The 23448-nt window shown below is 65.6% G+C and carries 21 protein-coding genes; 5 read left to right on the forward strand and 16 right to left on the reverse strand.

Annotated features, from left to right (window positions below):
* Nucleotides 1-27: 27 nt before the first annotated feature.
* The 10 genes from ABY44_RS39040 to ABY44_RS39085 form a co-directional block, all read right to left on the reverse strand.
* Nucleotides 28-1707 (reverse strand): SpoVR family protein, encoded by a 1680-nt coding sequence (locus ABY44_RS39040; RefSeq protein WP_027787471.1) that lies wholly within the window; start codon nucleotides 1705-1707, stop codon nucleotides 28-30.
* Nucleotides 1704-2972: a YeaH/YhbH family protein gene (locus tag ABY44_RS39045; protein ID WP_021163180.1), complete on the reverse strand. Its 1269-nt coding sequence runs from the start codon at nucleotides 2970-2972 to the stop codon at nucleotides 1704-1706. Before ABY44_RS39045 ends, ABY44_RS39040 begins: the two co-directional genes overlap by 4 nt.
* Before the next feature lie 125 nt (nucleotides 2973-3097).
* Complete coding sequence (locus tag ABY44_RS39050) at nucleotides 3098-5020, reverse strand: PrkA family serine protein kinase (protein WP_021163181.1); 1923 nt, start codon at nucleotides 5018-5020, stop codon at nucleotides 3098-3100.
* A 551-nt stretch (nucleotides 5021-5571) separates the two neighbouring features.
* Nucleotides 5572-7335, reverse strand: coding sequence for a methyl-accepting chemotaxis protein (locus ABY44_RS39055; protein ID WP_060172142.1), 1764 nt, complete (start codon nucleotides 7333-7335; stop codon nucleotides 5572-5574).
* A gap of 278 nt (nucleotides 7336-7613) precedes the next feature.
* Nucleotides 7614-8543, reverse strand: a complete 930-nt coding sequence (rbsK, locus tag ABY44_RS39060; RefSeq protein ID WP_021157020.1) for a ribokinase — start codon at nucleotides 8541-8543, stop codon at nucleotides 7614-7616.
* Nucleotides 8540-9571 carry a LacI family DNA-binding transcriptional regulator gene (locus ABY44_RS39065; RefSeq protein WP_027787474.1) on the reverse strand — a complete coding sequence of 344 codons (1032 nt, stop codon included), beginning with the start codon at nucleotides 9569-9571 and terminating at the stop codon, nucleotides 8540-8542. The genes rbsK and ABY44_RS39065 overlap by 4 nt, the downstream gene beginning before the upstream one ends.
* A 35-nt stretch (nucleotides 9572-9606) precedes the next feature.
* Complete coding sequence (locus ABY44_RS39070; protein WP_027787475.1) at nucleotides 9607-10626, reverse strand: ABC transporter permease; 1020 nt, start codon at nucleotides 10624-10626, stop codon at nucleotides 9607-9609.
* Entirely contained in the window at nucleotides 10623-12236 is a 1614-nt protein-coding gene (locus tag ABY44_RS39075) for a sugar ABC transporter ATP-binding protein (RefSeq protein ID WP_060172140.1), read from the reverse strand. The genes ABY44_RS39070 and ABY44_RS39075 overlap by 4 nt, the downstream gene beginning before the upstream one ends.
* Before the next feature lie 145 nt (nucleotides 12237-12381).
* Nucleotides 12382-13332 carry a sugar ABC transporter substrate-binding protein gene (locus ABY44_RS39080; protein ID WP_027787477.1) on the reverse strand — a complete coding sequence of 317 codons (951 nt, stop codon included), beginning with the start codon at nucleotides 13330-13332 and terminating at the stop codon, nucleotides 12382-12384.
* A gap of 277 nt (nucleotides 13333-13609) precedes the next feature.
* Nucleotides 13610-13996: a DUF805 domain-containing protein gene (locus ABY44_RS39085; protein WP_060172138.1), complete on the reverse strand. Its 387-nt coding sequence runs from the start codon at nucleotides 13994-13996 to the stop codon at nucleotides 13610-13612.
* A 39-nt stretch (nucleotides 13997-14035) separates the two neighbouring features.
* Here ABY44_RS39085 and ABY44_RS39090 point away from each other — a divergent pair, with 39 nt between their 5' ends.
* Nucleotides 14036-14467 (forward strand): hypothetical protein, encoded by a 432-nt coding sequence (locus ABY44_RS39090; RefSeq protein ID WP_155637880.1) that lies wholly within the window; start codon nucleotides 14036-14038, stop codon nucleotides 14465-14467.
* A gap of 29 nt (nucleotides 14468-14496) precedes the next feature.
* Here ABY44_RS39090 and ABY44_RS39095 read toward each other — a convergent pair whose 3' ends face one another.
* The 5 genes from ABY44_RS39095 to ABY44_RS39115 form a co-directional block, all read right to left on the reverse strand.
* Nucleotides 14497-15423: a CysB family HTH-type transcriptional regulator gene (locus ABY44_RS39095; protein WP_006484201.1), complete on the reverse strand. Its 927-nt coding sequence runs from the start codon at nucleotides 15421-15423 to the stop codon at nucleotides 14497-14499.
* A 75-nt stretch (nucleotides 15424-15498) separates the two neighbouring features.
* Nucleotides 15499-16557 carry a sulfate/molybdate ABC transporter ATP-binding protein gene (locus tag ABY44_RS39100; RefSeq protein WP_027787478.1) on the reverse strand — a complete coding sequence of 353 codons (1059 nt, stop codon included), beginning with the start codon at nucleotides 16555-16557 and terminating at the stop codon, nucleotides 15499-15501.
* Nucleotides 16558-16570: 13 nt separating this feature from the next.
* Nucleotides 16571-17518, reverse strand: a complete 948-nt coding sequence (cysW, locus tag ABY44_RS39105) for a sulfate ABC transporter permease subunit CysW (RefSeq protein ID WP_027787479.1) — start codon at nucleotides 17516-17518, stop codon at nucleotides 16571-16573.
* Nucleotides 17515-18408: a sulfate ABC transporter permease subunit CysT gene (cysT, locus tag ABY44_RS39110; RefSeq protein ID WP_027787480.1), complete on the reverse strand. Its 894-nt coding sequence runs from the start codon at nucleotides 18406-18408 to the stop codon at nucleotides 17515-17517. Before cysT ends, cysW begins: the two co-directional genes overlap by 4 nt.
* Before the next feature lie 122 nt (nucleotides 18409-18530).
* Complete coding sequence (locus tag ABY44_RS39115; protein ID WP_011351893.1) at nucleotides 18531-19568, reverse strand: sulfate ABC transporter substrate-binding protein; 1038 nt, start codon at nucleotides 19566-19568, stop codon at nucleotides 18531-18533.
* A 264-nt stretch (nucleotides 19569-19832) separates the two neighbouring features.
* Between ABY44_RS39115 and lexA the strand changes: the two genes are divergently transcribed.
* The 3 genes from lexA to ABY44_RS39130 are packed head-to-tail and all read left to right on the forward strand — an operon-like array spanning nucleotide 19833 to nucleotide 21585.
* Complete coding sequence (gene lexA, locus ABY44_RS39120) at nucleotides 19833-20480, forward strand: transcriptional repressor LexA (RefSeq protein ID WP_006754655.1); 648 nt, start codon at nucleotides 19833-19835, stop codon at nucleotides 20478-20480.
* A gap of 26 nt (nucleotides 20481-20506) precedes the next feature.
* Nucleotides 20507-20842, forward strand: coding sequence for a hypothetical protein (locus ABY44_RS39125; RefSeq protein ID WP_006476078.1), 336 nt, complete (start codon nucleotides 20507-20509; stop codon nucleotides 20840-20842).
* Between the two features lie 29 nt (nucleotides 20843-20871).
* Nucleotides 20872-21585 carry a DUF2939 domain-containing protein gene (locus tag ABY44_RS39130; protein WP_060172136.1) on the forward strand — a complete coding sequence of 238 codons (714 nt, stop codon included), beginning with the start codon at nucleotides 20872-20874 and terminating at the stop codon, nucleotides 21583-21585.
* Nucleotides 21586-21694: 109 nt separating this feature from the next.
* On the opposite strand, the gene ABY44_RS39135 is transcribed toward ABY44_RS39130, so the two are convergent.
* Nucleotides 21695-22192: a universal stress protein gene (locus ABY44_RS39135; protein ID WP_021157010.1), complete on the reverse strand. Its 498-nt coding sequence runs from the start codon at nucleotides 22190-22192 to the stop codon at nucleotides 21695-21697.
* A 337-nt stretch (nucleotides 22193-22529) separates the two neighbouring features.
* Here ABY44_RS39135 and nodI point away from each other — a divergent pair, with 337 nt between their 5' ends.
* On the forward strand, nucleotides 22530-23444 hold the full coding sequence (gene nodI, locus ABY44_RS39140; RefSeq protein WP_021157008.1) for a nodulation factor ABC transporter ATP-binding protein NodI: 915 nt from the start codon (nucleotides 22530-22532) through the stop codon (nucleotides 23442-23444).
* Nucleotides 23445-23448: the final 4 nt, after the last annotated feature.

Below are 23448 nucleotides of genomic sequence, written 5' to 3' on the forward strand. Positions count from 1 at the left end.
TCGATGCAAACTTCCCGCTGGCGATGTTCAGATCCGCACCTCCGGCGGCACGTAGCGGCACTCGTAGCGCTTGCGCACGGTACCGGCCTCGTCGACGCTTTCCAGGAACACGTCGAATTGCCAGAGCCGGGCCATGTGCTTGAGCACTTCGTCGCTGTCGTTCGACAGGTGACGGTTGTCGGTCATGAAGTGGCGCAGCGTGAGGCTGCGGTCGCCGCGCGTGTTCACCGCCCACACCTGGATGTTCGGTTCGCGGTGATGGATGTCGTACTGCCTCGACAGTGCCTGCCGCACATACTGGTAGCCCGAATCGTCGTGGATCGCCGACACCTCGAGCGAATCGCGCATGTCGTCGTCGAGCACCGAGAAGAGCCGCATGTCGCGGATCAGGCTCGGCGACAGGTACTGCGCGATGAAGCTCTCGTCCTTGAAGTTGCGCATCGCGTAGTGCATCGCCGGCAGCCACGGGGTGCCCGCGATCTCGGGAAACCACTTGTAGTCTTCCTCCGTCGGCGCTTCGCAGATCCGCCGGATGTCGCTCATCATCGAAAAGCCGAGCGCGTACGGGTTGATCCCGCTGTAGTACGGCTTCGTGACGGGCGGCTGGTAGACCACGTTGCTGTGCGAATGCAGGAACTCCATCATGAAGCTGTCTTCCAGCTTCCCCTGGTTGTACAGCGTATTCAGCAGCGTGTAGTGCCAGAACGTCGCCCAGCCTTCGTTCATCACCTGCGTCTGCCGTTGCGGGTAGAAATACTGGCCGATCTTGCGCACGATGCGGATCACTTCCCGCTCCCACGGTTCGAGCAGCGGCGCATTCTTTTCCGCGAAATACAGCAGGTTCTCCTGCGGCTCGGGCGGATAGCGGTCTTCCTGCTCCTCCATCAGCTCGGGCTTCTTGCCCGGCAGCGTGCGCCACAGTTCGTTCACCTGCGACTGCAGGTACGCCTCGCGTTCGCGCCGCAGCGCGGCCTCCTTCGACAGCGAAGGCTTCTGCGGCCGCTTGTAGCGGTCGACGCCGTAGTTCATCAGCGCATGGCACGAATCGAGCAGTTCCTCGACACGATCGAGACCGTAGCGCTCCTCGCATTCCGCGACGTAGTTCTTCGCGTACACGAGATAGTCGATGATCGCGTGCGCGTCGGTCCACAGCCGGAACAGGTAGTTACCCTTGAAGAACGAGTTGTGCCCGTACGCCGCGTGCGCGATGACGAGCGCCTGCATCGTCATCGTGTTCTCTTCCATCAGGTACGCGATGCACGGGTTCGAGTTGATGACGATTTCGTACGCGAGGCCCATCTGGCCGCGACGGTAGCTCTTCTCGGTCGACAGGAAGTGCTTGCCGAACGACCAGTGACGGTAGTTGACGGGCATCCCGACCGACGCATACGCGTCCATCATCTGCTCGGCGCTGATCAGTTCGAGCTGGATCGGGTAGATGTCGAGCTCGTATTGTTCGGCGACCTGCGAGATGTGCGTGTCGTATTCCTCGAGCAATTCGAACGTCCAGTCGGACGGGCACGGCAGCGGCTTGCGTTCGGCAACGTTCATACGCGCTTCCTTTTGCCCTGGGCCGGGCAAATCGGCGGCCGGCGGCGGCGGTTCGGCCTGCCCGCGTTGCTGCGGTGCGGCAGGGCCGGCCGTGTCGTCGCCGGAAGGGCGCGGCGCATAGCCGCGCGACTCGTTGTGCAGATGGCGGGTCGTCATGACATTTCCACCTGCTTTTCGAACAATTCGCGAAACACCGGGTAAATGTCGGCAGCCGATTCCACTTTTTTCATCGCGAGATGCGGCTGAGACAGGGCCAGTTGCGCGTATTCCAGCCACAGGTTCTGCTCTTCCGGCGCGACCTGGATATACGCGAAGTAACGCACCTTCGTGAGGATATCCTCTTCCAGGATTTTGCGACACTTGGGCGAATCGTCAGTCCAGTTGTCGCCGTCGGACGCCTGCGCGCCGTAGATGTTCCACTCGGTCGGCGAGTAGCGCTCGTTCATCACCTTGCGCATCAGCTCGAGCGCACTCGACACCACCGTGCCGCCGCTCTCGGTCGAATGGAAGAAGGTGTCCTCGTCGACTTCCTCGGCACGCGTGTGGTGGCGGATGAACACCACCTCGATGCGCTCGTAGTTACGCTTGAGGAACAGGTAAAGCAGGATGAAGAAGCGCTTCGACAGATCCTTGCGCTGCTCGTCCATCGAGCCCGACACGTCCATCAGGCAGAACATCACGGCCTGGCTCGACGGTTGCGGCTGCTTCACGCGGTTGATGTAGCGCAGGTCGAACGGATCGATGAACGGAATCCGCCAGATGCGCCCCTTCAGGTGATGGATCTCGGCCTCGAGCACCGCGATCTCCGCGCGCCGGTCTTCCGGGTCGCTCTTCATCGCCTCGAGCTGCGCCTCCAGCTCTCGTAGTTCGTTGACGAGCGGCGAGCCGAGCGCGATGCGACGCCCGAGTGCGCTGCGCAGCGAACGCACGACGTCGATGTTGTTCGGCGTGCCTTCCGCCGACCAGCCCGCGCGCACGTTCTTCCAGCTCGGCACCGTCAGCAGGTGCGTCTTCACGAGGCGAGGCAGTTCGAGATCGTCGAAGAAGTACTGCATGAACTCGTCGCGCGACAACTCGAACACGAAGTCGTCCTGCCCTTCGCCCTCGTTGCTCGCCTGACTGCCTCCGCCGCCCGAGCCGCCCTGCGGGCGCGGGATCTTGTCGCCGCGCACGTAGTCCTCGTTGCCGGGGTGCACGTATTCACGACGCCCGCCAGGCGCGTGCCGGAAATTCGGCTCCGCGATGTCCTTGCGCGGGATCGTGATGCTCTGCGTGCTCTGGATATCCTTGATGCTACGGTCGCGCACCGCGTCGGACACGGCACGACGAATGTAGTTCTTGACGCGACGCAGAAAGCGTTCGCGGTTGGCGATGCTCTTGTTCTTGCCGGCCAGCCTGCGGTCGATGATTTGATGAAGCACTCCCGGTCTCCCGCTCGAAAGTCGATCTGCCGGGGCACTCGCCGCGCATGCCGTCTGCCGTCATGCGGGCGGCGCCTCTGAAAGCGCCCGTACGGTCTCGCCGTACGGGCGCAGTACCGCGCGCGTCATGATGACTTGCGCACGCGCAGGTACCAGTCGCAAAGCAGCCTCACCTGCTTCGGCGTATAGCCCTTCGCGACCATCCGGTTCACAAAGTCCTCATGCTTGCGCTGCTCCTCCGCCGAACCCTTCGCGTTGAACGAAATCACCGGCAACAGTTCCTCGGTATTCGAGAACATCTTCTTCTCGATCACGACGCGCAACTTCTCGTAGCTCGTCCACACGGGGTTCTTGCCGGCGTTCGCCGCCCGTGCACGCAACACGAAGTTCACGATCTCGTTGCGGTAATCCTTCGGATTACTGATGCCGGCCGGCTTCTCGATCTTCTCCAGCTCCGCGTTCAACGCGGCGCGGTCGAAGCTCTCGCCCGTATCGTGATCGCGGAATTCCTGGTCCTGGATCCAGAAGTCCGCATACGTGACGTAGCGGTCGAAGATGTTCTGGCCGTACTCCGAATACGACTCGAGGTAGGCCGTCTGGATCTCCTTGCCGATGAAATCCGCGTAGCGCGACGCCAGTACGTCCTTCACGAAGGACAGATACTTCTGCTCGGTTTCCGGCGGGAACTGCTCGCGCTCGATCTGCTGCTCGAGCACGTACATCAGGTGCACGGGGTTGGCCGCGACCTCGCTCGAATCGAAGTTGAACACGCGCGACAGGATCTTGAACGCGAAGCGTGTCGACACGCCCGTCATCCCTTCGTCCACGCCCGCGTAGTCGCGGTATTCCTGGTACGACTTCGCCTTTGGATCGGTATCCTTGAGGTTTTCGCCGTCGTACACCTGCATCTTCGAGAACAGGCTCGAATTCTCCGGCTCGTGCAGGCGCGACAGCACCGAGAACTGCGACATCATCTTCAGCGTGCCCGGTGCGCAGACGGCCTCGGCCAGCGACGAGTTGCGGATCAGCTTCTCGTAGATCTTGGTCTCTTCCGATACGCGCAGGCAGTACGGCACCTTCACGACGAAGATCCGGTCGAGCAGTGCCTCGTTGTTGCGGTTGTTGCGGAACGCCTTCCATTCCGACTCGTTCGAGTGCGCGAGGATGATCCCGTCGAACGGAATCGCGCCGAAGCCCTCGGTGCCCTTGAAGTTGCCTTCCTGCGTGGCGGTGAGCAACGGGTGCAACACCTTGATCGGCGCCTTGAACATTTCGACGAACTCGAGCAGGCCCTGGTTCGCGAGGCACAGGCCACCGGAGTAGCTGTACGCGTCGGCGTCGTCCTGCGCGTACTGTTCGAGCTTGCGGATATCGACCTTGCCGACCAGCGACGAGATGTCCTGGTTGTTCTCGTCACCCGGCTCCGTCTTCGCGATGCCGATCTGCCGCAGGATCGACGGATAACGACGCACCACGCGGAACTGGCGGATGTCGCCGTTGTATTCGTGCAGGCGCTTGACGGCCCACGGACTCAGGATGTTTTTCAGGTAGCGGCGCGGAATGCCGTACTGTTCCTCGAGGATCGGGCCGTCTTCGTCGTAGTCGAACAGCCCGAGCGGCGATTCGTTGACGGGCGAACCCTTCAGCGAATAGAACGGCACGCGCTCCATCAGTTGCTTCAGACGCTCGGCGATCGACGACTTGCCGCCGCCCACCGGGCCAAGCAGATAGAGGATCTGCTTCTTCTCTTCGAGCCCTTGCGCAGCGTGACGGAAATATGCGACCACCTGCTCGATCACTTCCTCCATTCCGTAGAACTCACGGAATGCGGGATAGACCTTGATGACCTTGTTCGCGAAGATCCGCGACAGGCGCGGATCGTTGCGGGTATCGATGTGTTCAGGTTCCCCGATTGCTGCCAGCATGCGTTCACCAGCCGTCGCGTACGCGGATGGATCGTTCTTGCAGAGCGCGAGATACTCCTCCAGCGAGAGCTCTTCCTCTCGCGTTTTTTCGAAGCGGTTCGCGAAGCTGCTGTAAATATCCATGCTACCTCCCTCGCCTGAGTCTGAAGACGTGCCTGCCTTCGTACGACTGCGCAGAAGCAAGCGCGTTCGAATTCATCCTAAACCCTTTCTTATTTTTTTTCACGAACTCTTCGTATGAAGTTCGTCATTCTCGACAACACCGCTTGGACAACGCATTTCGTCGTTTTACAATCGATCTCCCGAGCCGCAGAAACTGCATCCGTCGCGTCTCGTCGAACAACGGAACGTCTTGTGCGTTGGACACATCCGACGTCGTCACTTCCCCCTTCATCCCTATACGTTCGAGCAGCCGTTTGCGACGACACGTTGCGCGCGCCGTTACAAATTTTTTTCGCAGCGCCCTTACGGAGATACCCGTACGGCGAATGCGGGAACTTCACTCGCACCAGTGCGCAACTTCCGTCGATGCAGATCGCTCGATGCACGCAACCCTGCACGATCGTCGTTCATGTACGTCGACTGTCACATTTCTCCGCCGCAGAAACGACGACGCCCGCGTGTTGCGGGCGTCGTTCGCTACCAAATGGGGATAGATGCGCGGCACGCGCGAATCAGAAGGTTTCCCAGTCGTCCGCGCCACCGGTAGCGGCCGCCTGCGCGGGCGCAGCGGCGGCCGCGACGGGCTTGCGCACCGGTGCCGCCGCAGCCGCGCGTTTCGGCTGGGCATCGCGATCGTCGCGCGCAGCAGCGACAGGCGCGGCAACCGCCGCGGAAGACGCACGCGGCGCCTGACGCACCGCAACCGGTGCCGCGGCACCCGGCCGCGACGTGTCGTCGGCGAGCTGGAATACCGCTGCCGTTTCACGCAGGCGCCCGGCCTGTTCGTCGAGCGACTGCGCGGCGGCCGCGGCTTCCTCGACGAGCGCCGCGTTCTGCTGCGTGACCTCGTCCATCTGCGCGACCGCGCGCGCCACCTGGTCGATCCCGCCGCTCTGCTCCTCGGATGCCGCCGCGATCTCGCCCATGATGTCCGTCACGCGCTGCACCGCGCCGATCACGTCGCTCATCGTGCGCCCTGCCTCGTCAACCAGCGTGGAACCCGACCGGATGCGCTCCACCGACGCGTCGATCAGCACCTTGATCTCCTTGGCCGCGGCCGACGAACGCTGGGCCAGGCTGCGCACCTCGCCCGCGACGACCGCGAAACCGCGGCCTTCCTCGCCGGCCCGCGCGGCTTCCACTGCTGCATTCAGCGCAAGAATGTTGGTCTGGAACGCGATTCCCTCGATGATCGCGATGATGTCCGCGATCTTCGCCGAGCTGTCGTTGATCTCGCCCATCGTGCCGACCACCTGGCCGACCACCGTATTGCCCTTGTTTGCAATCTCCGACGCATTCGCGGCCAGCGAACTCGCCTGGCGTGCATTGTCTGCGTTCTGCTTCACGGTGCCGGTCAGCTGCTCCATGCTCGACGCGGTTTCCTGCAGCGCCGCGGCCTGCTCCTCGGTGCGCGACGACAGGTCGATGTTGCCGGCCGCAATCTGGCGCGCCGCGGTCGCGATCGACTCGCTGCCGCCGCGCACGGTGCGCACCGTCTCGACGAGCCCGCGCTGCATCTTGCCGAGGCCCTCGAGAAGCTGGCCCATCTCGTCACGCCGGTCCACGACGATCGGCCGGCGCAGGTCGCCGGCGGCAATCGCGTCGAAATGCGCGAGCGCGTCGGCAATCGGGCGGCCGATCGCGCGGCTCAGCGTCAGCCACGACACCACCGCGGCGGCGAAGCCGGCCGCCAGCGCGACGATCGCCAGCACACGCAGCGTCTCGTACACCGATTCCGCATGATCGAAGTTGGCTTGCGCGTCGCTGAACTGGTAGTTGCGCAACGCCTCGCTCGCCGTCGAGAGGTCGGTGTAGCGCGCCTGGAGCTGCTTTGCGCCGTCGCCGATGCGGTCGGCCTGATTCGCCCCGAGCACGCTCGCGAACGCGTCGCACTCGTGCTGCAACGCCTGCCGCTTCGCGGCGACGTCCTGTGCGATGCGATCCTCCTCCGGGCCGCGCGGCAACGCGAGATACTTTTGCCACCAGGTGTCCGACTGCGCGCGCATCCCGCGGCTTCGCTCGATGGCAGCCGCCGCATCGGGCGTGCCGGCCAGGAGCGCCGCCCGGTCGAGGGCCAGGCGTTCGCGCGCCGAATAGATCTCGGCAAGCGAGACATCGACCGCGCTTGGCATCTGATTCTTGAAAATCTCGCGCGTCGTGCCGTTCGCGCGCGTCATTCCATACACGCCGAGCCCACCGATCACACCGAGGAGCACCGCCAGAAACGCCATCGTGAAACCGATGCGCGCACGAATCGTCAGGTTTTTGAACGCCATCATCCTTCCTGTGTTGCGTCGTGATGGACGGGACGGACCCGTCGCTTCGAAGCATTGCTTCACTTGATGCATTTACGACCATGCATCGCACAACTTGATGGCGTTTCCGCTATTTTTTCGAATTATTCGTCTGTTTATTACAAATAGCTGAACGAAAATACGTGCATCGCCGTGCACTAGAGCGCACATCGATGGAAGGCCCTCCGTCGCCGGCGCGCATCGCGGATACGCGGCCGGCCGTCGTTTGCGACGAACCGGCTGCGATGCGTGATCAGGCCCTATCCGGCCAGTTCGGCAAGCGTGGGAATCGACGGTTGCGCGCCCGCCCGCGTGACCGACAGTGCCGCCGCGCGTTGCGCGAAGCGGATCGCCGTATCGACGTCCGCGCCGGCCGCGAGCCGCGCGGAAAAGCCGCCGATGAAGGTGTCGCCGGCCGCCGTCGTGTCGACGGCCTGCACGGCCGGCGCCGGATAATGCCGCGCGGCGCCGTCGGCCGTCAGCGCAAGCACGCCGCGCGCGCCCAGCGTGACCAGCACGTTGCGCGCGCCGCCAGCCTGCAGCGCGCGGGCGGCGGCTTCCGCCTCCGCCGGGTCGCGCACCGGCAGCGCGGTCAACGCGGCCGCCTCGACCTCGTTCGGGATCAGGTAATCGACGAGCGGCAGCCAGCCGTCCGGCAGCGGCGCGACGGCCGGGGCCGGATTGAGCACCACCGTGCGGCCGAGCCGACGTCCGGCCGACAGCGCCGCGAACACCGCATCCGGCGGCGTCTCGAGCTGGCAGATCACGACGTCGGCCGACGCCAGCGCGGCCTCGTGCCGCGCGACCGTATCGGTCGTGACCTCGCCATTGCCGCCCGCGACGATCACGATCGCGTTCTGGCTCGCATCGTCGACGACGATCAGCGCGACGCCGGTCGACGCCGACGCGCTCGTCGCGAGCCCCGCGCAGTCGATCCCCTCGGCTTCGAGACCCGCACGCAGTGCCGCGCCGTGCGCATCCGCGCCGACGCAGCCGATCATCGCGACCTGCGCGCCGAGCCGCGCGGCAGCGACGGCCTGGTTGCCGCCCTTGCCGCCCGCCGCCTGCGCGAACGCATGACCGGCGAGCGTTTCACCGGGCAGCGGCAGGCGCGGCGCCCGCACGACGAGATCCATGTTGAGGCTGCCGACCACCGTCACGCGGCCGGCGCCCGCTGCGGGCGCCGTCATGCGCGACCGCCGGAAGCCGGCGGCTCGCGGTAGATCGCCGTCGATTCACGCAGCACGAGACGCGGCGACACGACGCGACGGCGGCTCGGCACGGCCGACGAGCCGCCGCCGATGCGCTCGATCAGGGTCTGCGCCGCCATTTCGCCGAGCGCGCGCACCGACTGGCCGACCGTCGACAGCGCCGGATAGGTGTAGCGGGAGAATTCGATGTCGTCGAATCCGATGATCGAACAGTCGTCGGGCACACGCATGCCGCGCTCGGCCGCCGCACGCAGCGCGCCGACGCCCATCAGGTCGTTGCCCGCGAAGATCGCGCTCGGCCGCACCGATTCGAACAGCCGCGACGCCGCGTGATAACCGCCGAGGCACGAGAAGTCGCTTTCCGCGATCGCGCCCGGCACGATGTCGACACCGCGCTCGGCCATCGCACGGATGAAACCGTGCACGCGCATCGCGCTGACCGCCGTGTCGGTCGGCCCCGTGATGCAGCCGATCTTCGCGTGCCCGAGCTCGAGCAGGTGGCGCGTCGCCAGGTACGCGCCGCGCTCGTGGTCGATCTGCACGAGGTCGGCCGCGAGCCCCTCGATGTTGCGATCGACGACGACGAGCGGCGCATGGATGTCCGCAAGCGTCTGCGCGAGCACCGCATCCTCGCCCGCCGACGCGACGATCAGCCCGTCGATGCGCTTTTCCTGCAGCACGCGCAGGTAGTTGCGCTGCTTCACGGGATCGTCGTCCGAGTTGCAGAAGAACACGCAATAGCCATTGGCCGCGCACTGATCCTCGATGCCGCGCGCAAGTTCCGCGAAATACGGATTCGTGCTGTTCGGCACGACGAGGCCGATGGTCGCCGTCGCACGCGCCTTCAGCGAGCGCGCCACGGCCGACGGCACGTAATTCAGCTCGCGGATTGCGCCCTCGACCTTCGCACGCACATCCGCAGACACCGGCCGCGAGTTGTTCACCACGTGCGAGACGGTCGTAAACGACACGCCCGCCATGGCTGCCACATCCTTGATCGTCGCCATTTCCCGTTTCTCTCTGGTCTGTTCTGTCTGTCTTTCTACCGCACGCGCGTGCGCCGGCTGCGATACGTATCGAGCACGACCGCCACCACGATCACCGCGCCGGTGATGATCCGTTTCGTCGGCTCGTTCGCGCCGATCTGCGCCAGCCCCGCGGCCAGCACCGAGATGATCAACACGCCGAAGAACGTGCTGATCACCGAGCCGCGCCCGCCCATCAGGCTCGTGCCGCCGATCACGACGGCCGCGATCACCTGCAGTTCGAGGCCGACGCCCGCGTTCGGGTCGGCCGCCTCGAGCCGCGAAATCTGGAACAGCGACGCGAGCCCCGCGAGCGCGCCCATCAGCGCGAATACGAGAATTTTATACGGCCTCGGGTTAACCCCGGCAAGTCGGACGGCTTCTTCGTTCGTGCCGATCCCGACGAGATAGCGTCCGAACACGGTGCGCGTCAGCACGAACTGGGCCGCGATCATCACCGCGACCGCGATCAGGAACGCCGGCGAGATGCCGAGCGCGATCGGGTTCGACAGGAAATCGAACGCGTCGCCGATATAGGCGGTGCGCGAATTCGTCAGTTGGTACGCGAGGCCGCGTGCGGCCTCCAGCACGCCGAGCGACACGATGAACGACGGGATCCGCCAGCCGACCGTGACCGCGCCCGTCAGCGCGCCCGTGACGGTCGCGACCGCGATGCCGATCAGCGCGGCCGGCAGCGGCCCCCACTGCCATTTCAGCGCGGCGACGCTGACCATCGACGCGGCGAGCGCGAGCACCGAGCCGACCGACAGGTCGATCCCGGCGATGATCAGCACGAAGGTCATCCCGACCGACATCACGACGAGATCGGGAATCTGGTTCGCGATCGTGCTGAACGTATCGTAGGTCAGGAAATGCGAGCTCAGCGTCGAAAACAGCACGATCATCGCGGCAAGCGCGCCGGCGAGCCCAAGATAGTTCGACAGGCCGAGCCGCGTGCCGGACAGCGTGCGCGCGCGGCGCCCCGTCACGTCCTGCTGCGCGCCTGCGTCGGTCGGGGATACGGGAGGCTGGGTCATTGCTGTCGTCCTGTCGTCGAAGTGCCCGGAGCGGCGCCTTGCGCCTGCCCCGCGTCCGGATGCCGTGCGCCGTCCGGCGGCGTCTCGCGGCCGAAGCCGGCGAATGCCGCGGCCAGCAGTGCATCCTGGGTCCAGTTGCCGCGCTCGAACACGGCGGTCATGCGCCCGGCCGACATCACGCCGATCCGGTCGCAGATCAGCATCAGCTCACGCAGGTCGCTCGACACGACGACGAGCGCGCGGCCTTCGCGCGCGAGCGCGCCCATCAAAGTGTAGATCTCGAACTTCGCGCCGACGTCGATCCCGCGCGTCGGCTCGTCGAACAGCAGCACGCCCATGTCGCGCGCGAGCCAGCGGCCGATCACGACCTTCTGCTGATTACCGCCCGACAGCTCGCCGACCGCCTGCGCCGCACCGTGCGTGCGGATTCGCAGCGCGTCGATCTGCTGCTCGGCGAGCGCCGTTTCACGCGCGCTGTCGACGATGCCGCCGCGCGCCAGCCGGTCGAGCTGGCCGAGCGACACGTTCGCGGTGATCGACTGCGTGAGCAGCAACCCTTCGCCCTTGCGATCCTCGGTGATCAGCGCGATGCCGTGCTTCACCGCCTCGACGGGCGAGCCGATCCGCACCGGCTTCGGCGGCTGGCCGATCGCGATCGTTCCCGCATCAGGCGCATCCGCGCCGTAGATCAGCCGCAGCAGTTCGGTACGTCCCGCGCCGATCAGCCCCGAGATGCCGAAGATCTCGCCCGCGCGCACCTCGAGCGACACGTCGCGCACCGCCGTCCCGCGGGCGAGGCCCGACACGACGAGCCGCGGTGCGCCGATACGGCGCTCGCCGAGATCGATGTGCTCGCCGATCTCGCGCCCGACCATCAGCGTGACGAGCCCGTCGGACGTCGTCGCCGCCATGTCGCCCGCATGGACGAGCCGGCCGTCGCGCAGTACCGCGACCCGCTCGGCGACACGCGCGAGCTCCTCGAGCCGGTGCGAGATGTAGATGATCGTGACCCCGCGTGCCTTCAGCCGGTCGATCTGCTCGAACAGCAGCTCGACTTCACGCGCGGTCAGCATCGCGGTCGGTTCGTCGAGAATCAGCACGCGACAGTCGCCGATCAGGTTGCGCGCGATCTCGACCATCTGCTGATGGCCGATGCCGAGCGCGCCCACCGGCGTATCGGGATCGACCGTGTCGAGCCCGACCTGCGCCATCGCGGCCCGCGCGTCGTCGCGCAACCGCGCGCGGTCGATGATCCCGAAGCGCCGCGGCAGGCGGTTCAGGAACAGGTTTTCGGCGACCGTCAGGGTCGGCAGCAGGTTCAGCTCCTGCATCACCATGCGCACGCCGAGCGCCTCGGCCTGCGTCCGGCTCGCCGGCGCATAGGGCTGGCCGCCCAGCTGCATCGTGCCGACGGTCGGCTCGACGAGCCCGCCGATGATCTTCGACAGCGTGCTCTTGCCGGCGCCGTTCTCGCCCGTCAACGCAAGCGCGTGGCCCGCCTCGAGCGTCAGCGTGACCTCGGCGAGCACGGGTTCGGCATAGGTCTTGCCGATGCCGGATACGGACAGCACGGGAGCGGCTGCGCGGGAGGGTTGGGAAGTCGGGTCCATCGCGATCCTGATTGCGGCCGCGCGCACGCGGCGCGCGGGTATGACGCTCACAAGTGCATGTGCATGCAGTGGCCGTGATCGCGCTCACCCCTGATAACGGCCGCCGCGCCCGATTCTTGAGGGCGGCGGCCGTATCGGGGTTGCGTCACTTCGTCACGAGATCCACCGGCGTCTCGACCACGCCCGACATGTCGGCCTGCTTGCGATGCTCGGAGATCGCCTTGAGCGCCGTGTCGATGCCGAACACGGCCTGCTTCGCCGCGTACTGATCGGCCGTCGCGAGCACGCGGCCGTCCTTCAGCATCGGCTTGATCGCGTTGATGTTGTCGTAGCCGACCACGAACACCTTGCCCTGCTTGCCGGCCGCGCGCACGGCCGACACGGCGCCGATCGCCATGTTGTCGTTGCCGCACAGCAGCGCCTTCAGGTTCGGGTATTCGTTGAGCATCGCGGCCGCGACCGCATTGCCCTTGTCGATCTCCCATTCACCGGACTGCACCGATACGACCTTCATCCCGCCCGCCTTCATCGCATCCTCGAAGCCGGCCGTGCGCTGCTGCGCATTGGTCGTCGTCGACACGCCCTCGACGATGCCGACCTGGTCGCCCGCCTTCAGCCGCTTCGCGAGGTAATCGCCGATCTTGCGCGCGCCCTTGCGGTTGTCCGGGCCGACGAACGGTACGTTCAGGTTCTTCGATTTGAGCACGTCGGGATCGAGCCGGTTGTCGATGTTCACGACGATGATGCCGGCGTCGACCGCCTTCTTCACGACCGGCACGAGCGCCTTCGAATCGGCCGGCGCGAGCACGATCGCGTCGACCTTCGACACGATCATCTGCTCGACGATGCGGATCTGGTTCGCGGTGTCGGTCTCGTCCTTGATGCCGTTGGTGATCAGGTCGAACTGGTTCGCGTTGTGCTTCTGGTATTCCTTCGCGCCCGTTTCCATCGTCAGGAAGAACTCGTTGGCGAGCGACTTCATCACGAGCGCGACCTTCGGCTTGGCCGATGATTGCGCATGGACGGCCGGTGCGGCGGCAACCGCGACGGCGGCGAGCGCGGCGGTCAGGAAGCGACGGCGAAAGAGGACATTCATACACATCTCCTGGCGACCGGCCCCAAGGACCGGACTATTGTTTGACTGTTGTTTTAATGTGAGCAAACGTTTGCGCCACACTACCCGGGCAATGGCCATCGATGCTGCTGTCGGTACCACGGAATGGAAGCGAGGCAGACGGCCGACTGCCTGACGCGTGCTGTTGTTTACGCGCCGCCGCCGGCGGGAAGCCGGCGGAGTGAAGGCTATGCTGTACCGATTCGCGTCGGCGCGCAACCTGTCTGATCAATATTTAAGGGTTTATTCGGAGCGCGTGTCACGCCGGATCCCGCGGCGCCGGCTCGTCTTCATCGGCTGACGGCGGCTCGCCGAATCGGTTCGCATGCGGCGTGCCGGCGATGAAGCCGTTCATCACGAACAACGCGAGCGCGCCGACGATCGGCACGAACACCAACAGCATCCACCATCCCGACTTGTCGATGTCGTGCAGCCGCTTCACACCGACCGCAATCGACGACCACGCCGCGACGACGGCGACCACGATGAGCACCAGCATCGCCAGCAGCGGCAGATCGTCATCCGGCGAGCGGTACGAATCCGCATCGAAAAACACGCTGAGCAACGCGGAAACCAGTGCGTAGATCCACCACGGCAGGCGTCCGATCCGGCCTTCGAAGGAAAAGAGAAACCATTTCAGGTTCATTGTTTACCTCGTCGTCACGCGTGTTGCGTGCTGTGCGCCATGCTGCCGAATGTGTCCGAACAGGCAATCCGCGTGCGGTGTGTTGCGAATGCGAACGGGCTGTCGGTCATGTGCCCCGCGCTTCGTTCCGGCGTCGCGAAGGGTGTCGTTGAAGCGGGCCGGCCGGTCGGGATGGTGCCGGAGAGTCGCGGCAACACCCGTCAGCCGGTATTCACGCGCATTGAATCACAGACAAGGAGAAACGGGGCGGCCGGTATGCAGGATGGCAAGGCCCGATGCGAGGCGCTCGAACGTACCGTCTTGATTTCTCGCTGGCAGGCGAGCGCATGTCGTGCGCCGGGTGCGGGGATGAATCGGCAGGAAACCGCGATTGCGGCCGGTGATTCGATGAGTCTGGGTCGAACAACCAGGCGGCGGCAGATCGCCTGCCGCCGCCTGGTGCATGACGGGACGTCGCGCCATCCGCGGTGATCGCGCGGACGGCGCAGGACGTACTGTCGTCAAACGGCTTCGCGCAACAGCCCCGCGATTTCCGCTTCGTTCAGGTGCGGCGCGAACATCTCGATCAGCCGGTACGCATACGCACGCAGGAATGCGCCCTTGCGCAGGCCGACCCGCGTCGTGCTCGCCTCGAACAGGTGCTGCGTATCGAGCGCGACGAGCCCCGTGTCGCGCTGCGGATCGTAGGCCATCGCCGCGACGACGCCGATCCCCATTCCGAGCTCGACATAGGTCTTGATCACGTCGGCGTCGATCGCGGTCAGCACGACGTCGGGCACGGCACCCGCCTGCGTGAATGCCTGGTCGATGTGCGAGCGGCCCGTGAAGTCCTGGTCGTACGTGATGATCGGGTACTCGGCGATTTCCTCGAGCGTCAGGTTCTCGCGACCGACGAGCGGATGGCCCTTCGGCACGACGACCGTGTGGTGCCACGAATAGCACGGGAACGTGACGATGTCCGGATAGCGGTCGAGCGCTTCGGTCGAGATGCCGAGATCGGCCTCGCCGTTCAGGATCATCTGCGCGATCTGCTGCGGGCTGCCCTGGCGCAGCGCGAGATGGACCTTCGGGAACACGTCGGTAAACTGCCGGATCACCTTCGGCAGCGCGTAGCGCGCCTGCGTGTGCGTCGTCGCGACGACGAGGTGACCGCTGTCCTGGTCGGCGAACTGGCGCGCGACGCGGCGCAGGTTCTCGGCATCGAGCAGCATCCGCTCGATCAGCTGGTGCACGGCCTTGCCGGGCTCCGTGAGCCCCGTCAGCCGCTTGCCGCGCCGGATGAAGATATCGACGCCCAGCTCATCCTCGAGATCCTTGATCTGCTTGGACACGCCGGACTGCGACGTGTACAGCACGTTCGCGACTTCCGTCAGGTTCATGTTCTGGCGCACCGCTTCGCGCACGAACCGCAATTGCTGAAAATTCATGGGTATGCCTCTTAGGCTGTCGTTGTTTGATTGTCTGATCGGAGCGCGCTCCGCCCCCTGCCCTGCATTCTGGCGTCAACGCGCGGGAAACACACGCACCGCGCGCGGCACGGCCGTCGCACCGTCGCCGACCTGCAGCGACAGCGCACGCCATGCGTCGCGATCGAGTTCCGCCTCGAGCGCGCCGCCCGCGCGCGCCTCGAGCTCCACGCGCACCGAACCGCCGAGCGGAATCACGCGGCGCACGTCCACCGCGATGCCGTCGCGGTGCCCCTCACCGGCCGGCCAGAGCTGCAGGTCGTGCGGCCGCACGTACGCGTTCGCCGGTCCCGCGAAATCGGCATCGACCTCGATCGGCGCAGCCGCGCCCTCGGCCACGAAGCCGCGCCCGGCGACCGTGCCCGGCAGCCGGTTGGCCGCGCCGAGGAACTCGTAGACGAACGCGCTCTGCGGATGATCGTAGACGTCCTGCGGGCTGCCGACCTGCTCGACGTGGCCGCGGTTCAGCACGACGATGCGGTCCGCGACTTCCAGCGCCTCCTCCTGGTCGTGCGTGACGAAGATCGTCGAGATGTGCAGGTCGTCGTGCAGACGGCGCAGCCAGCCGCGCAGTTCCTTGCGGACCTTCGCGTCGAGCGCGCCGAACGGCTCGTCGAGCAGCAGCACCTTCGGCTCGACCGCGAGCGCGCGGGCGAGCGCGATGCGCTGGCGCTGGCCGCCCGACAGTTCCGACGGATAACGCTGCGCGAGCCAGTCGAGCTGCACGAGCTTCAGCAGCTCGTGCACCTTGTCGCGGATCGCGCTTTCCGACGGCCGCTCGCGGCGCGGCTTCACGCGCAGCCCGAACGCGACGTTCTCGAACACGGTCATGTGGCGGAACAGCGCGTAGTGCTGGAACACGAACCCGACCTGCCGATCGCGCGCGCCGACCGACGCGACGTCGAGCCCCTGCAGCACGACCTGGCCGGCGTCCGCGTGCTCGAGGCCCGCGATCACGCGCAGCAGCGTGGTCTTGCCGCAGCCGGACGGCCCGAGCAGCGCGACCAGTTCACCGGGCGGGAAGTCGAGCGACACGTTGTCGAGCGCCGTGAAATCGCCGAAGCGCTTCTGAAGGTTACGGACGGTGATACCCATTCTGGTTGCCTCTTTACGATTTCGACGAAACGGCGGCGGGGCCGGCGTGTGCGGGAACGGTGTCGCTCGCGCCGGCCAGTTCGGCGGCGAGATGACGCTCGGCGATCAGTTTCAAGGCGAGCGTGACGAGCGCGAGCAGCGCGAGCACCGACGCCACCGCGAACGCTGCCGCGAAGTTGTACTCGTTGTACAGGATCTCGACGTGCAGCGGCATCGTGTCGGTCACGCCGCGGATGTGGCCCGATACGACCGACACCGCGCCGAACTCGCCCATCGCACGCGCGTTGCACAGGATCACGCCGTACAGCAAACCCCACTTCACGTTCGGCAGCGTCACGCGGCGGAAGATCTGCCAGCCCGACGCGCCGAGCACGCGCGCGGCTTCTTCCTCGTCGGTGCCTTGCGCCTGCATCAGCGGAATCAGCTCGCGCGCGACGAACGGAAACGTGACGAAGATCGTCGCGAGCACGATGCCCGGCACCGCGAAGATGATCTGCACGTCGTGCGCCTGCAGCCACGGCCCGAGCCAGCCCTGCGCGCCGAACAGCAGCACGTACACGAGACCCGAGATCACCGGCGACACCGAGAACGGCAGGTCGATCAGCGTCGTCAGCAGCGCCTTGCCGCGGAATTCGAATTTCGCGATCGCCCACGACGCGCACACGCCGAACACGAGGTTCAGCGGCACGGCGATCACGGCGACGGTCAGCGTCAGCTTGATCGCCGACCACGCGTCGGGATCGGCCAGCGATTCGAGATAGAAGCCGACGCCTTTTCTCAGCGCCTCGACGAACACCGCGGCGAGCGGCACGACGAGGAAGAACGCAAGGAACGCCAGCGCGATGCCCGTGAGCAGCCAGCGCACGACGCGCGACTCGCTGACGGGGTCGAGCCGCTTCGCAGCGCGCCCTTGCTCGGCCGAAGACGGGGTTTTCAGCACGACGGTGGCCTCCTGGCTCATTGCTGGCCTCCTGCTGCGGCGGCGGTGACGGTAGCAGGCGCGGGACCGCTCGCACCCTTGCTCGTGCGGCGCTGCAGATACCACTGCAGCGTGTTGATCAGCAGCAGCATCAGGAACGACACGACGAGCATCACGACCGCCAGCGCGGTCGCGCCCGCGTAGTCGTACTGCTCGAGCTTCGTGATGATGAGCAGCGACGTGATCTCGGATTTCATCGGCACGTTGCCGGCGATGAAGATCACCGAGCCGTATTCACCGAGCGCACGCGCGAACGCGAGCGCGAACCCGGTGAGGAGCGCCGGCAGCACGGCCGGCAGCACGACACGGCGGAACGTCAGCCAGCGCGACGCGCCCAGGCACGCGGCCGCCTCTTCCTGCTCGCGCTCGAAATCCTCGAGCACCGGCTGCACGGTGCGCACGACGAACGGCAACCCGATGAAGGTCAGCGCAACCAGCACGCCGGCCGGCGTGAACGCGATCTTGATGCCGAGCGGCGCGAGATACTGGCCGACCCAGCCGTTGGTCGCATAGACGGCCGCGAGCGAGATGCCGGCAACCGACGTCGGCAGCGCGAACGGCAGGTCGACGATCGCATCGACGAGGCGCTTGAACGGGAACGTGTAGCGCACGAGCACCCACGCGACGAGGAAGCCGAACACGGCGTTGATCAGCGCGCCGCCGAGTGCGGACGTGAACGTCAGCCGGTACGACGCGAGCACGCGCGGCGACGCGACGGCGGTGACGAACTGGTCCCACGACAGCGTCGCGGTCTTCAGGAACGTGGCGGCGAGCGGTATCAGCACCACGAGGCTCAAATAGGCCACCGTGATGCCTAGCGTCACGCCGAAACCGGGCAGCGCGCTCGGCTTGCGAAAGGTGTACGTCGTCATCGGATGCTCTTGCTGGGTCGATGCTGCTCATGGGTCCGACGCAAACGCCGGCGCGATGCTTTGCGCCGGCGGCCCGCCGAGGGTGCGGCGCGCTGTCGTGGCGCGCCGCTGTCGTTATGGTGTTACTGCGGCTTGTAGATCGAATCGAACACGCCGCCGTCCGCGAAATGCGTCTTCTGCGCATTCGTCCAGCCGCCGAAGGTATCGTCGACCGTGTACAGCTTCAGCTTCGGGAACTGCTTGGTCAGCTCCGCCGGCACGTTCTTCGAACGCGGCCGGTAGTAGTTGCGTGCCGCGATCTCCTGGCCCTGCGGGCTGTACAGGAAGTTCAGGTACGCATCGGCCAGCTTGCGCGTGCCCTTCTTGTCGACCACCTTGTCGACCACCGCGACGGGCGGCTCGGCCAGGATGCTCACCGACGGCACGACGATCTCGAACTTGTCGGTACCGAATTCCTTGACCGACAGGAACGCCTCGTTTTCCCATGCGATCAGCACGTCGCCGATCCCGCGCTGCACGAAGCTCGTGGTCGCGCCGCGTGCGCCCGAATCGAGCACGCCCGCGTTCTTGTAGAGCTTCGTGACGAATTCCTTCGCCGTCTGCTCGTTGCCGCCCGGCTTGTGCACCGCGTACGCCCATGCGGCCAGGTAGTTCCAGCGTGCGCCGCCCGACGTCTTCGGGTTCGGCGTGACGATCGAGATGCCCGGCTTGGTCAGGTCGTCCCAGTCCTTGATCCCCTTCGGGTTGCCCTTGCGCACCAGGAACACGATCGTCGACGTATACGGCGACGCATTGTCGGGCAGGCGCTTCTGCCAATCCTTGTTGACGAGGCCCTTGTTCGCGAGCGCGTCGATGTCGTACGCCAATGCCAGCGTGACGACGTCGGCCTGCAGGCCGTCGAGCACCGAGCGCGCCTGCGCGCCCGAACCGCCGTGCGACTGCTTGAAGTTGACGGTCTCGCCCGTCTTCGCCTTCCACTCCTTGCCGAACGCCTGGTTGAAGTCCTGATACAGCTCGCGCGTCGGGTCGTACGACACGTTCAGGAAGGTCGTATCGGCCTGGGCGTGCGTCGCGACGCCCAGCGCCGCCGCCGCGCCCAGCGCGAGTGTTGCGATCAGGCGGCCCACTCCGCCCACCAGCCCCGTATTGCGCTTGCCCATCCTTGGTTCTCCAGTGTTGTCGGTATTGCGATGTCGGGCCAGTCTAGCGAACGGGTTACATGATTAAAAATAATCGTTCCTCATTTTTTAATACTCAAAAGTGCTAACGCAGACGGGATGGACGGTTGCGGCAGATGAACCGGCGTCCGGACGTCGCAAAATCACGTCGGAACCGGCGTGATCGCGTCGAACCTCACGTAACACTTGAAATTCGCGAACTACTGTATAAAAATACAGCTCACTGTCTATCCATACAGTTGAGCCATGACCAAACTCACCGCCCGTCAGCAGCAAGTGTTCGACTTGATCCGTCGCGCGATCGAGCGCTCCGGATTCCCGCCCACCCGTGCCGAGATCGCGGCCGAACTGGGCTTCAGCTCGCCGAATGCGGCCGAAGAGCACCTGCGCGCGCTGGCGCGCAAGGGTGTGATCGAGCTGGCCGCCGGCGCGTCGCGCGGCATCCGCCTGCTCGGCATCGACGATGCCCCGCACCAGTTCACGCTCCCGCACGCCGGCCTGATGCAGCTGTCGCTGCCGCTCGTCGGCCGTGTGGCAGCCGGTAGCCCGATCCTCGCGCAGGAGCACATCTCGCAGCATTACGCGTGCGATCCCGCGCTGTTCACCAGCAAGCCCGACTACCTGTTGAAAGTGCGCGGCCTGTCGATGCGCGACGCCGGCATCCTCGATGGCGACCTGCTCGCCGTGCAGAAGCGCACGGAAGCGAAGGACGGCCAGATCATCGTCGCGCGTCTCGGCGACGACGTCACGGTCAAGCGCCTGATGCGCCGGCCGGGCGGTCTCGAGCTGATCGCGGAGAACCCGGATTACGAAAACATCTTCGTCAAGGCCGGCAGCGCGGAATTCGCGCTGGAAGGCATCGCCGTCGGGCTGATCCGCTCGGGCGAACTCTGACATTCCGTCTCGCTGAGGAGAACATCATGGAACGCCTTGCCCGCCTGCTGCCTTTCCGTCAATTCGGTCGCCTGCGTCACCTGCGCGGCCGCACGCCCTGCGCACCGCTGTCCGCGGCGGCGCCTGTGCAAGAAGAAGTCGCAGTCGAACGGCAGGCGTCCCTGCTGCCGTCGGCGCTCCCCGCTTTCGCGCGGGTATCGCTGAACGCCGGCCTGAATCACGCGGAACCCGCGCGTCGCGCGCCGGTGCGCGTCTATCACGGTCGGTCGCGCCTGATCATGGTCGGCACGATCGATGCCGTGTGCCGGATGATCGATCGCTGCATTGCAGAGGAACGATCGGCTACGCCTGGCGGTCTCTGATTGCGGAACATCCCCGCACCGGAGGCAACGTGACCGGATCTTCGGGCCGCGCATGGCGGCTCAAACCCCTGCTGATCATCGTGCTGGCCATCGCCGCCGTTGCGGCGATCGGCTATGCCTACGCGTCGCCGTACGTCGCGCTCGGCCGCCTGAAAACAGCGATCGATGCGCGCGATGCGCAGGCCATCAGTGAATATGTCGATTTTCCGTCGCTGCGCATCAGCCTGAAGCAGCAGGTCACGGAAGAGCTGATGCGCCGGATCGACGCGGTGAAGAAGAGCAATCCATTCGCGGTGCTCGGTGCACTGATCGGGTCGGCATTGATCGGCCCGCTGGTCGATGCATACGCGACCCCGGAGGGTGTGGCCGCGCTGATGAGCGGATTGCCACCGCGTGGCAATCCGGGAGAGCGTCCACCTGACTTGTCGAATCTGCCACCAGGCAGCGATGCATCGGGCAACACGCCGGCCGCACCGGCGCCCAATCAGGCTTCGGCAAGCGCAGCCGCTCCGGGCAGCAACGCGGTAGCCGCATCATCGCCGCCCCCTGCTGCTGCCGCGCCGGCCAGCCCGGTCGAAGCACCGCATTCGCCGCATCAGCAGCAAACCAGCGCCGGCTACCGGAATATCGATGAATTCGTCGTGACCTACCAGCGCAGTGCCGACGGCACGCGCTATGCGGCGATATTCCACCGCTTCGGCCTGTTCTCGTGGAAGTTGTCCGCAATCGACCTGCACGCTTGACAGGGCCCGACAGGACTTGACTGGCTCGGGGGCGTCGCCCGAGCCACTGAGGCGGCGTGACTGCCCGACCGGCACGGTTCGCCAGTCAGGCAGTCATCGAATCATTGGATCATTTGCCGTTCGCCGTGGCCGCTTCACGCTCGCGTGCGATTTCAGCCTTCTGCTCTTGCGCCGACGAACACGCGACCAGAATGCTGCAGTTCACGCGATCGAGCAGTTGTGTGTTGCCCGAGCCCATCCACCATCTCGACAGCCCGCTGCGGCACCGGTGGCCGACGACGACGAGATCGGCGTTCAGTTCCGTCGCGAGATTCGCGATTTCGTCGATCGGATAGCCGAATGCGAAATGGCCTTCGGCCTGCACGCCGCGCTCGCGCAGCCAGTTCACCCCTTCCTGCAGGATTTCACGCGCGGTTTCCTCAAACCGGCCGCACGCGACGTCGGTCAGCAAACCCGCGCTCTGTGCAATGCTCGAGCGCATGTCGACGACCGACAGCAAATGCGTTTCGGCCTTCAGGTCCATCGCGAGATTGGCGCCGCAGCGCAGTGCCTTGCGCCCTTCGAGCGTGCCGTCGTAACACAGCAGAATCTTGTTGTAGCTAGCCATGAAACCTCCCTATCGCAACAACGAGCCTACGCATTCATCATGGTGCGCCGCAATTCAGGACGCAAGGGATGGAAAACGCTGATTCGCCCCGCTCGGCGCGTGCGCGATGATGCGGTGCACGATCGGTGCGCGCATGCATCGCACCGCGCAGGCATGCCCTGAAGAGACGCAGCCGATGCACTAGAATGGCCCGTTCGTACTCCAGCGGGCCACCAGGCGCCGGCGTCGTGCGCTTCGGTCATGCCCGTGTGACAGGCAATCGTCCGATCGGTTCGCCAACCGGCCATGCATCCGGCAGCGGAACGCTGCCGCGCCCGCTTACAACGACAACACACCCATGCTCGTTGCACCGATCGATTTCCGGAACGTCGAAAAGCGCTATGGCGACAAGCTCGTCGTCAACGGCCTGTCGTTCACCGTGCAGGCCGGCGAATGCTACGGCCTGCTCGGCCCCAACGGCGCGGGCAAGACCACCACGCTGAAAATGCTGCTCGGACTCACGCACCCCGATGCAGGCACCATTTCGCTCTGCGGCGAACCGGTTCCATCGCGTGCGCGGCATGCGCGCCAGCGTGTCGGGGTCGTCCCACAGTTCGACAATCTCGACCCCGACTTCACCGTGCGCGAGAACCTGCTCGTCTTCAGCCGCTATTTCGGCATGTCGGCGCAGGCTGCGCACGCGCTCGTGAAACCCCTGCTCGAATTCGCGAAGCTCGAGAACAAGGCCGATGCGAAGGTCGGCGAGCTGTCGGGCGGCATGAAGCGCCGGCTCACGCTAGCCCGTGCGCTCGTCAACGATCCCGATGTGCTGGTGCTCGACGAGCCGACGACGGGCCTCGACCCGCAGGCGCGCCACCTCATGTGGGAACGCCTGCGCTCGCTGCTCGCTCGAGGCAAGACGATCCTGATCACCACGCACTTCATGGAAGAAGCCGAGCGCCTGTGCGACCGGCTATGCGTGATCGAGGAAGGCCGCAAGATCGCCGAAGGAGCGCCGCACGCACTGATCGAATCGGAAATCGGCTGCGACGTGATCGAGATCTACGGGCCCGATCCGGCCACGCTGCGCGACGAGCTGGCGGCGTTCGCGAAGCACACCGAGATCAGCGGCGAGACGCTGTTCTGCTACGTGAGCGACCCGGAACCGCTCAGTGCGCGACTCAAGGGTCGCACGGGGTTGCGCTATCTGCATCGCCCGGCCAATCTGGAAGATGTGTTCCTGCGGCTCACGGGCCGCGAAATGCAGGACTGATCGA

It is taken from the genome of Burkholderia sp. ZZQ-2, assembly GCF_050768715.1.
GTDB lineage: Bacteria > Pseudomonadota > Gammaproteobacteria > Burkholderiales > Burkholderiaceae > Burkholderia > Burkholderia cepacia.

What these genes read in the sequence shown, in the direction of transcription:
- ABY44_RS39125 (WP_006476078.1), top strand. Translation starts at nt 20,507, where the DNA reads ATGGAACGCCTTGCCCGCCTGCTGCCTTTCCGTCAATTCGGTCGCCTG.
- ABY44_RS39050 (WP_021163181.1), bottom strand. Translation starts at nt 5,020, where the DNA reads ATGGATATTTACAGCAGCTTCGCGAACCGCTTCGAAAAAACGCGAGAG.
- lexA (WP_006754655.1), top strand. Translation starts at nt 19,833, where the DNA reads ATGACCAAACTCACCGCCCGTCAGCAGCAAGTGTTCGACTTGATCCGT.
- ABY44_RS39065 (WP_027787474.1), bottom strand. Translation starts at nt 9,571, where the DNA reads ATGGCGACGATCAAGGATGTGGCAGCCATGGCGGGCGTGTCGTTTACG.
- ABY44_RS39115 (WP_011351893.1), bottom strand. Translation starts at nt 19,568, where the DNA reads ATGGGCAAGCGCAATACGGGGCTGGTGGGCGGAGTGGGCCGCCTGATC.
- cysW (WP_027787479.1), bottom strand. Translation starts at nt 17,518, where the DNA reads ATGAGCCAGGAGGCCACCGTCGTGCTGAAAACCCCGTCTTCGGCCGAG.
- ABY44_RS39055 (WP_060172142.1), bottom strand. Translation starts at nt 7,335, where the DNA reads ATGGCGTTCAAAAACCTGACGATTCGTGCGCGCATCGGTTTCACGATG.
- ABY44_RS39100 (WP_027787478.1), bottom strand. Translation starts at nt 16,557, where the DNA reads ATGGGTATCACCGTCCGTAACCTTCAGAAGCGCTTCGGCGATTTCACG.
- nodI (WP_021157008.1), top strand. Translation starts at nt 22,530, where the DNA reads ATGCTCGTTGCACCGATCGATTTCCGGAACGTCGAAAAGCGCTATGGC.
- ABY44_RS39085 (WP_060172138.1), bottom strand. Translation starts at nt 13,996, where the DNA reads ATGAACCTGAAATGGTTTCTCTTTTCCTTCGAAGGCCGGATCGGACGC.
- ABY44_RS39135 (WP_021157010.1), bottom strand. Translation starts at nt 22,192, where the DNA reads ATGGCTAGCTACAACAAGATTCTGCTGTGTTACGACGGCACGCTCGAA.
- ABY44_RS39090 (WP_155637880.1), top strand. Translation starts at nt 14,036, where the DNA reads ATGCTGCCGAATGTGTCCGAACAGGCAATCCGCGTGCGGTGTGTTGCG.
- ABY44_RS39040 (WP_027787471.1), bottom strand. Translation starts at nt 1,707, where the DNA reads ATGACGACCCGCCATCTGCACAACGAGTCGCGCGGCTATGCGCCGCGC.
- rbsK (WP_021157020.1), bottom strand. Translation starts at nt 8,543, where the DNA reads ATGACGGCGCCCGCAGCGGGCGCCGGCCGCGTGACGGTGGTCGGCAGC.
- ABY44_RS39075 (WP_060172140.1), bottom strand. Translation starts at nt 12,236, where the DNA reads ATGGACCCGACTTCCCAACCCTCCCGCGCAGCCGCTCCCGTGCTGTCC.
- ABY44_RS39095 (WP_006484201.1), bottom strand. Translation starts at nt 15,423, where the DNA reads ATGAATTTTCAGCAATTGCGGTTCGTGCGCGAAGCGGTGCGCCAGAAC.
- cysT (WP_027787480.1), bottom strand. Translation starts at nt 18,408, where the DNA reads ATGACGACGTACACCTTTCGCAAGCCGAGCGCGCTGCCCGGTTTCGGC.
- ABY44_RS39080 (WP_027787477.1), bottom strand. Translation starts at nt 13,332, where the DNA reads ATGAATGTCCTCTTTCGCCGTCGCTTCCTGACCGCCGCGCTCGCCGCC.
- ABY44_RS39070 (WP_027787475.1), bottom strand. Translation starts at nt 10,626, where the DNA reads ATGACCCAGCCTCCCGTATCCCCGACCGACGCAGGCGCGCAGCAGGAC.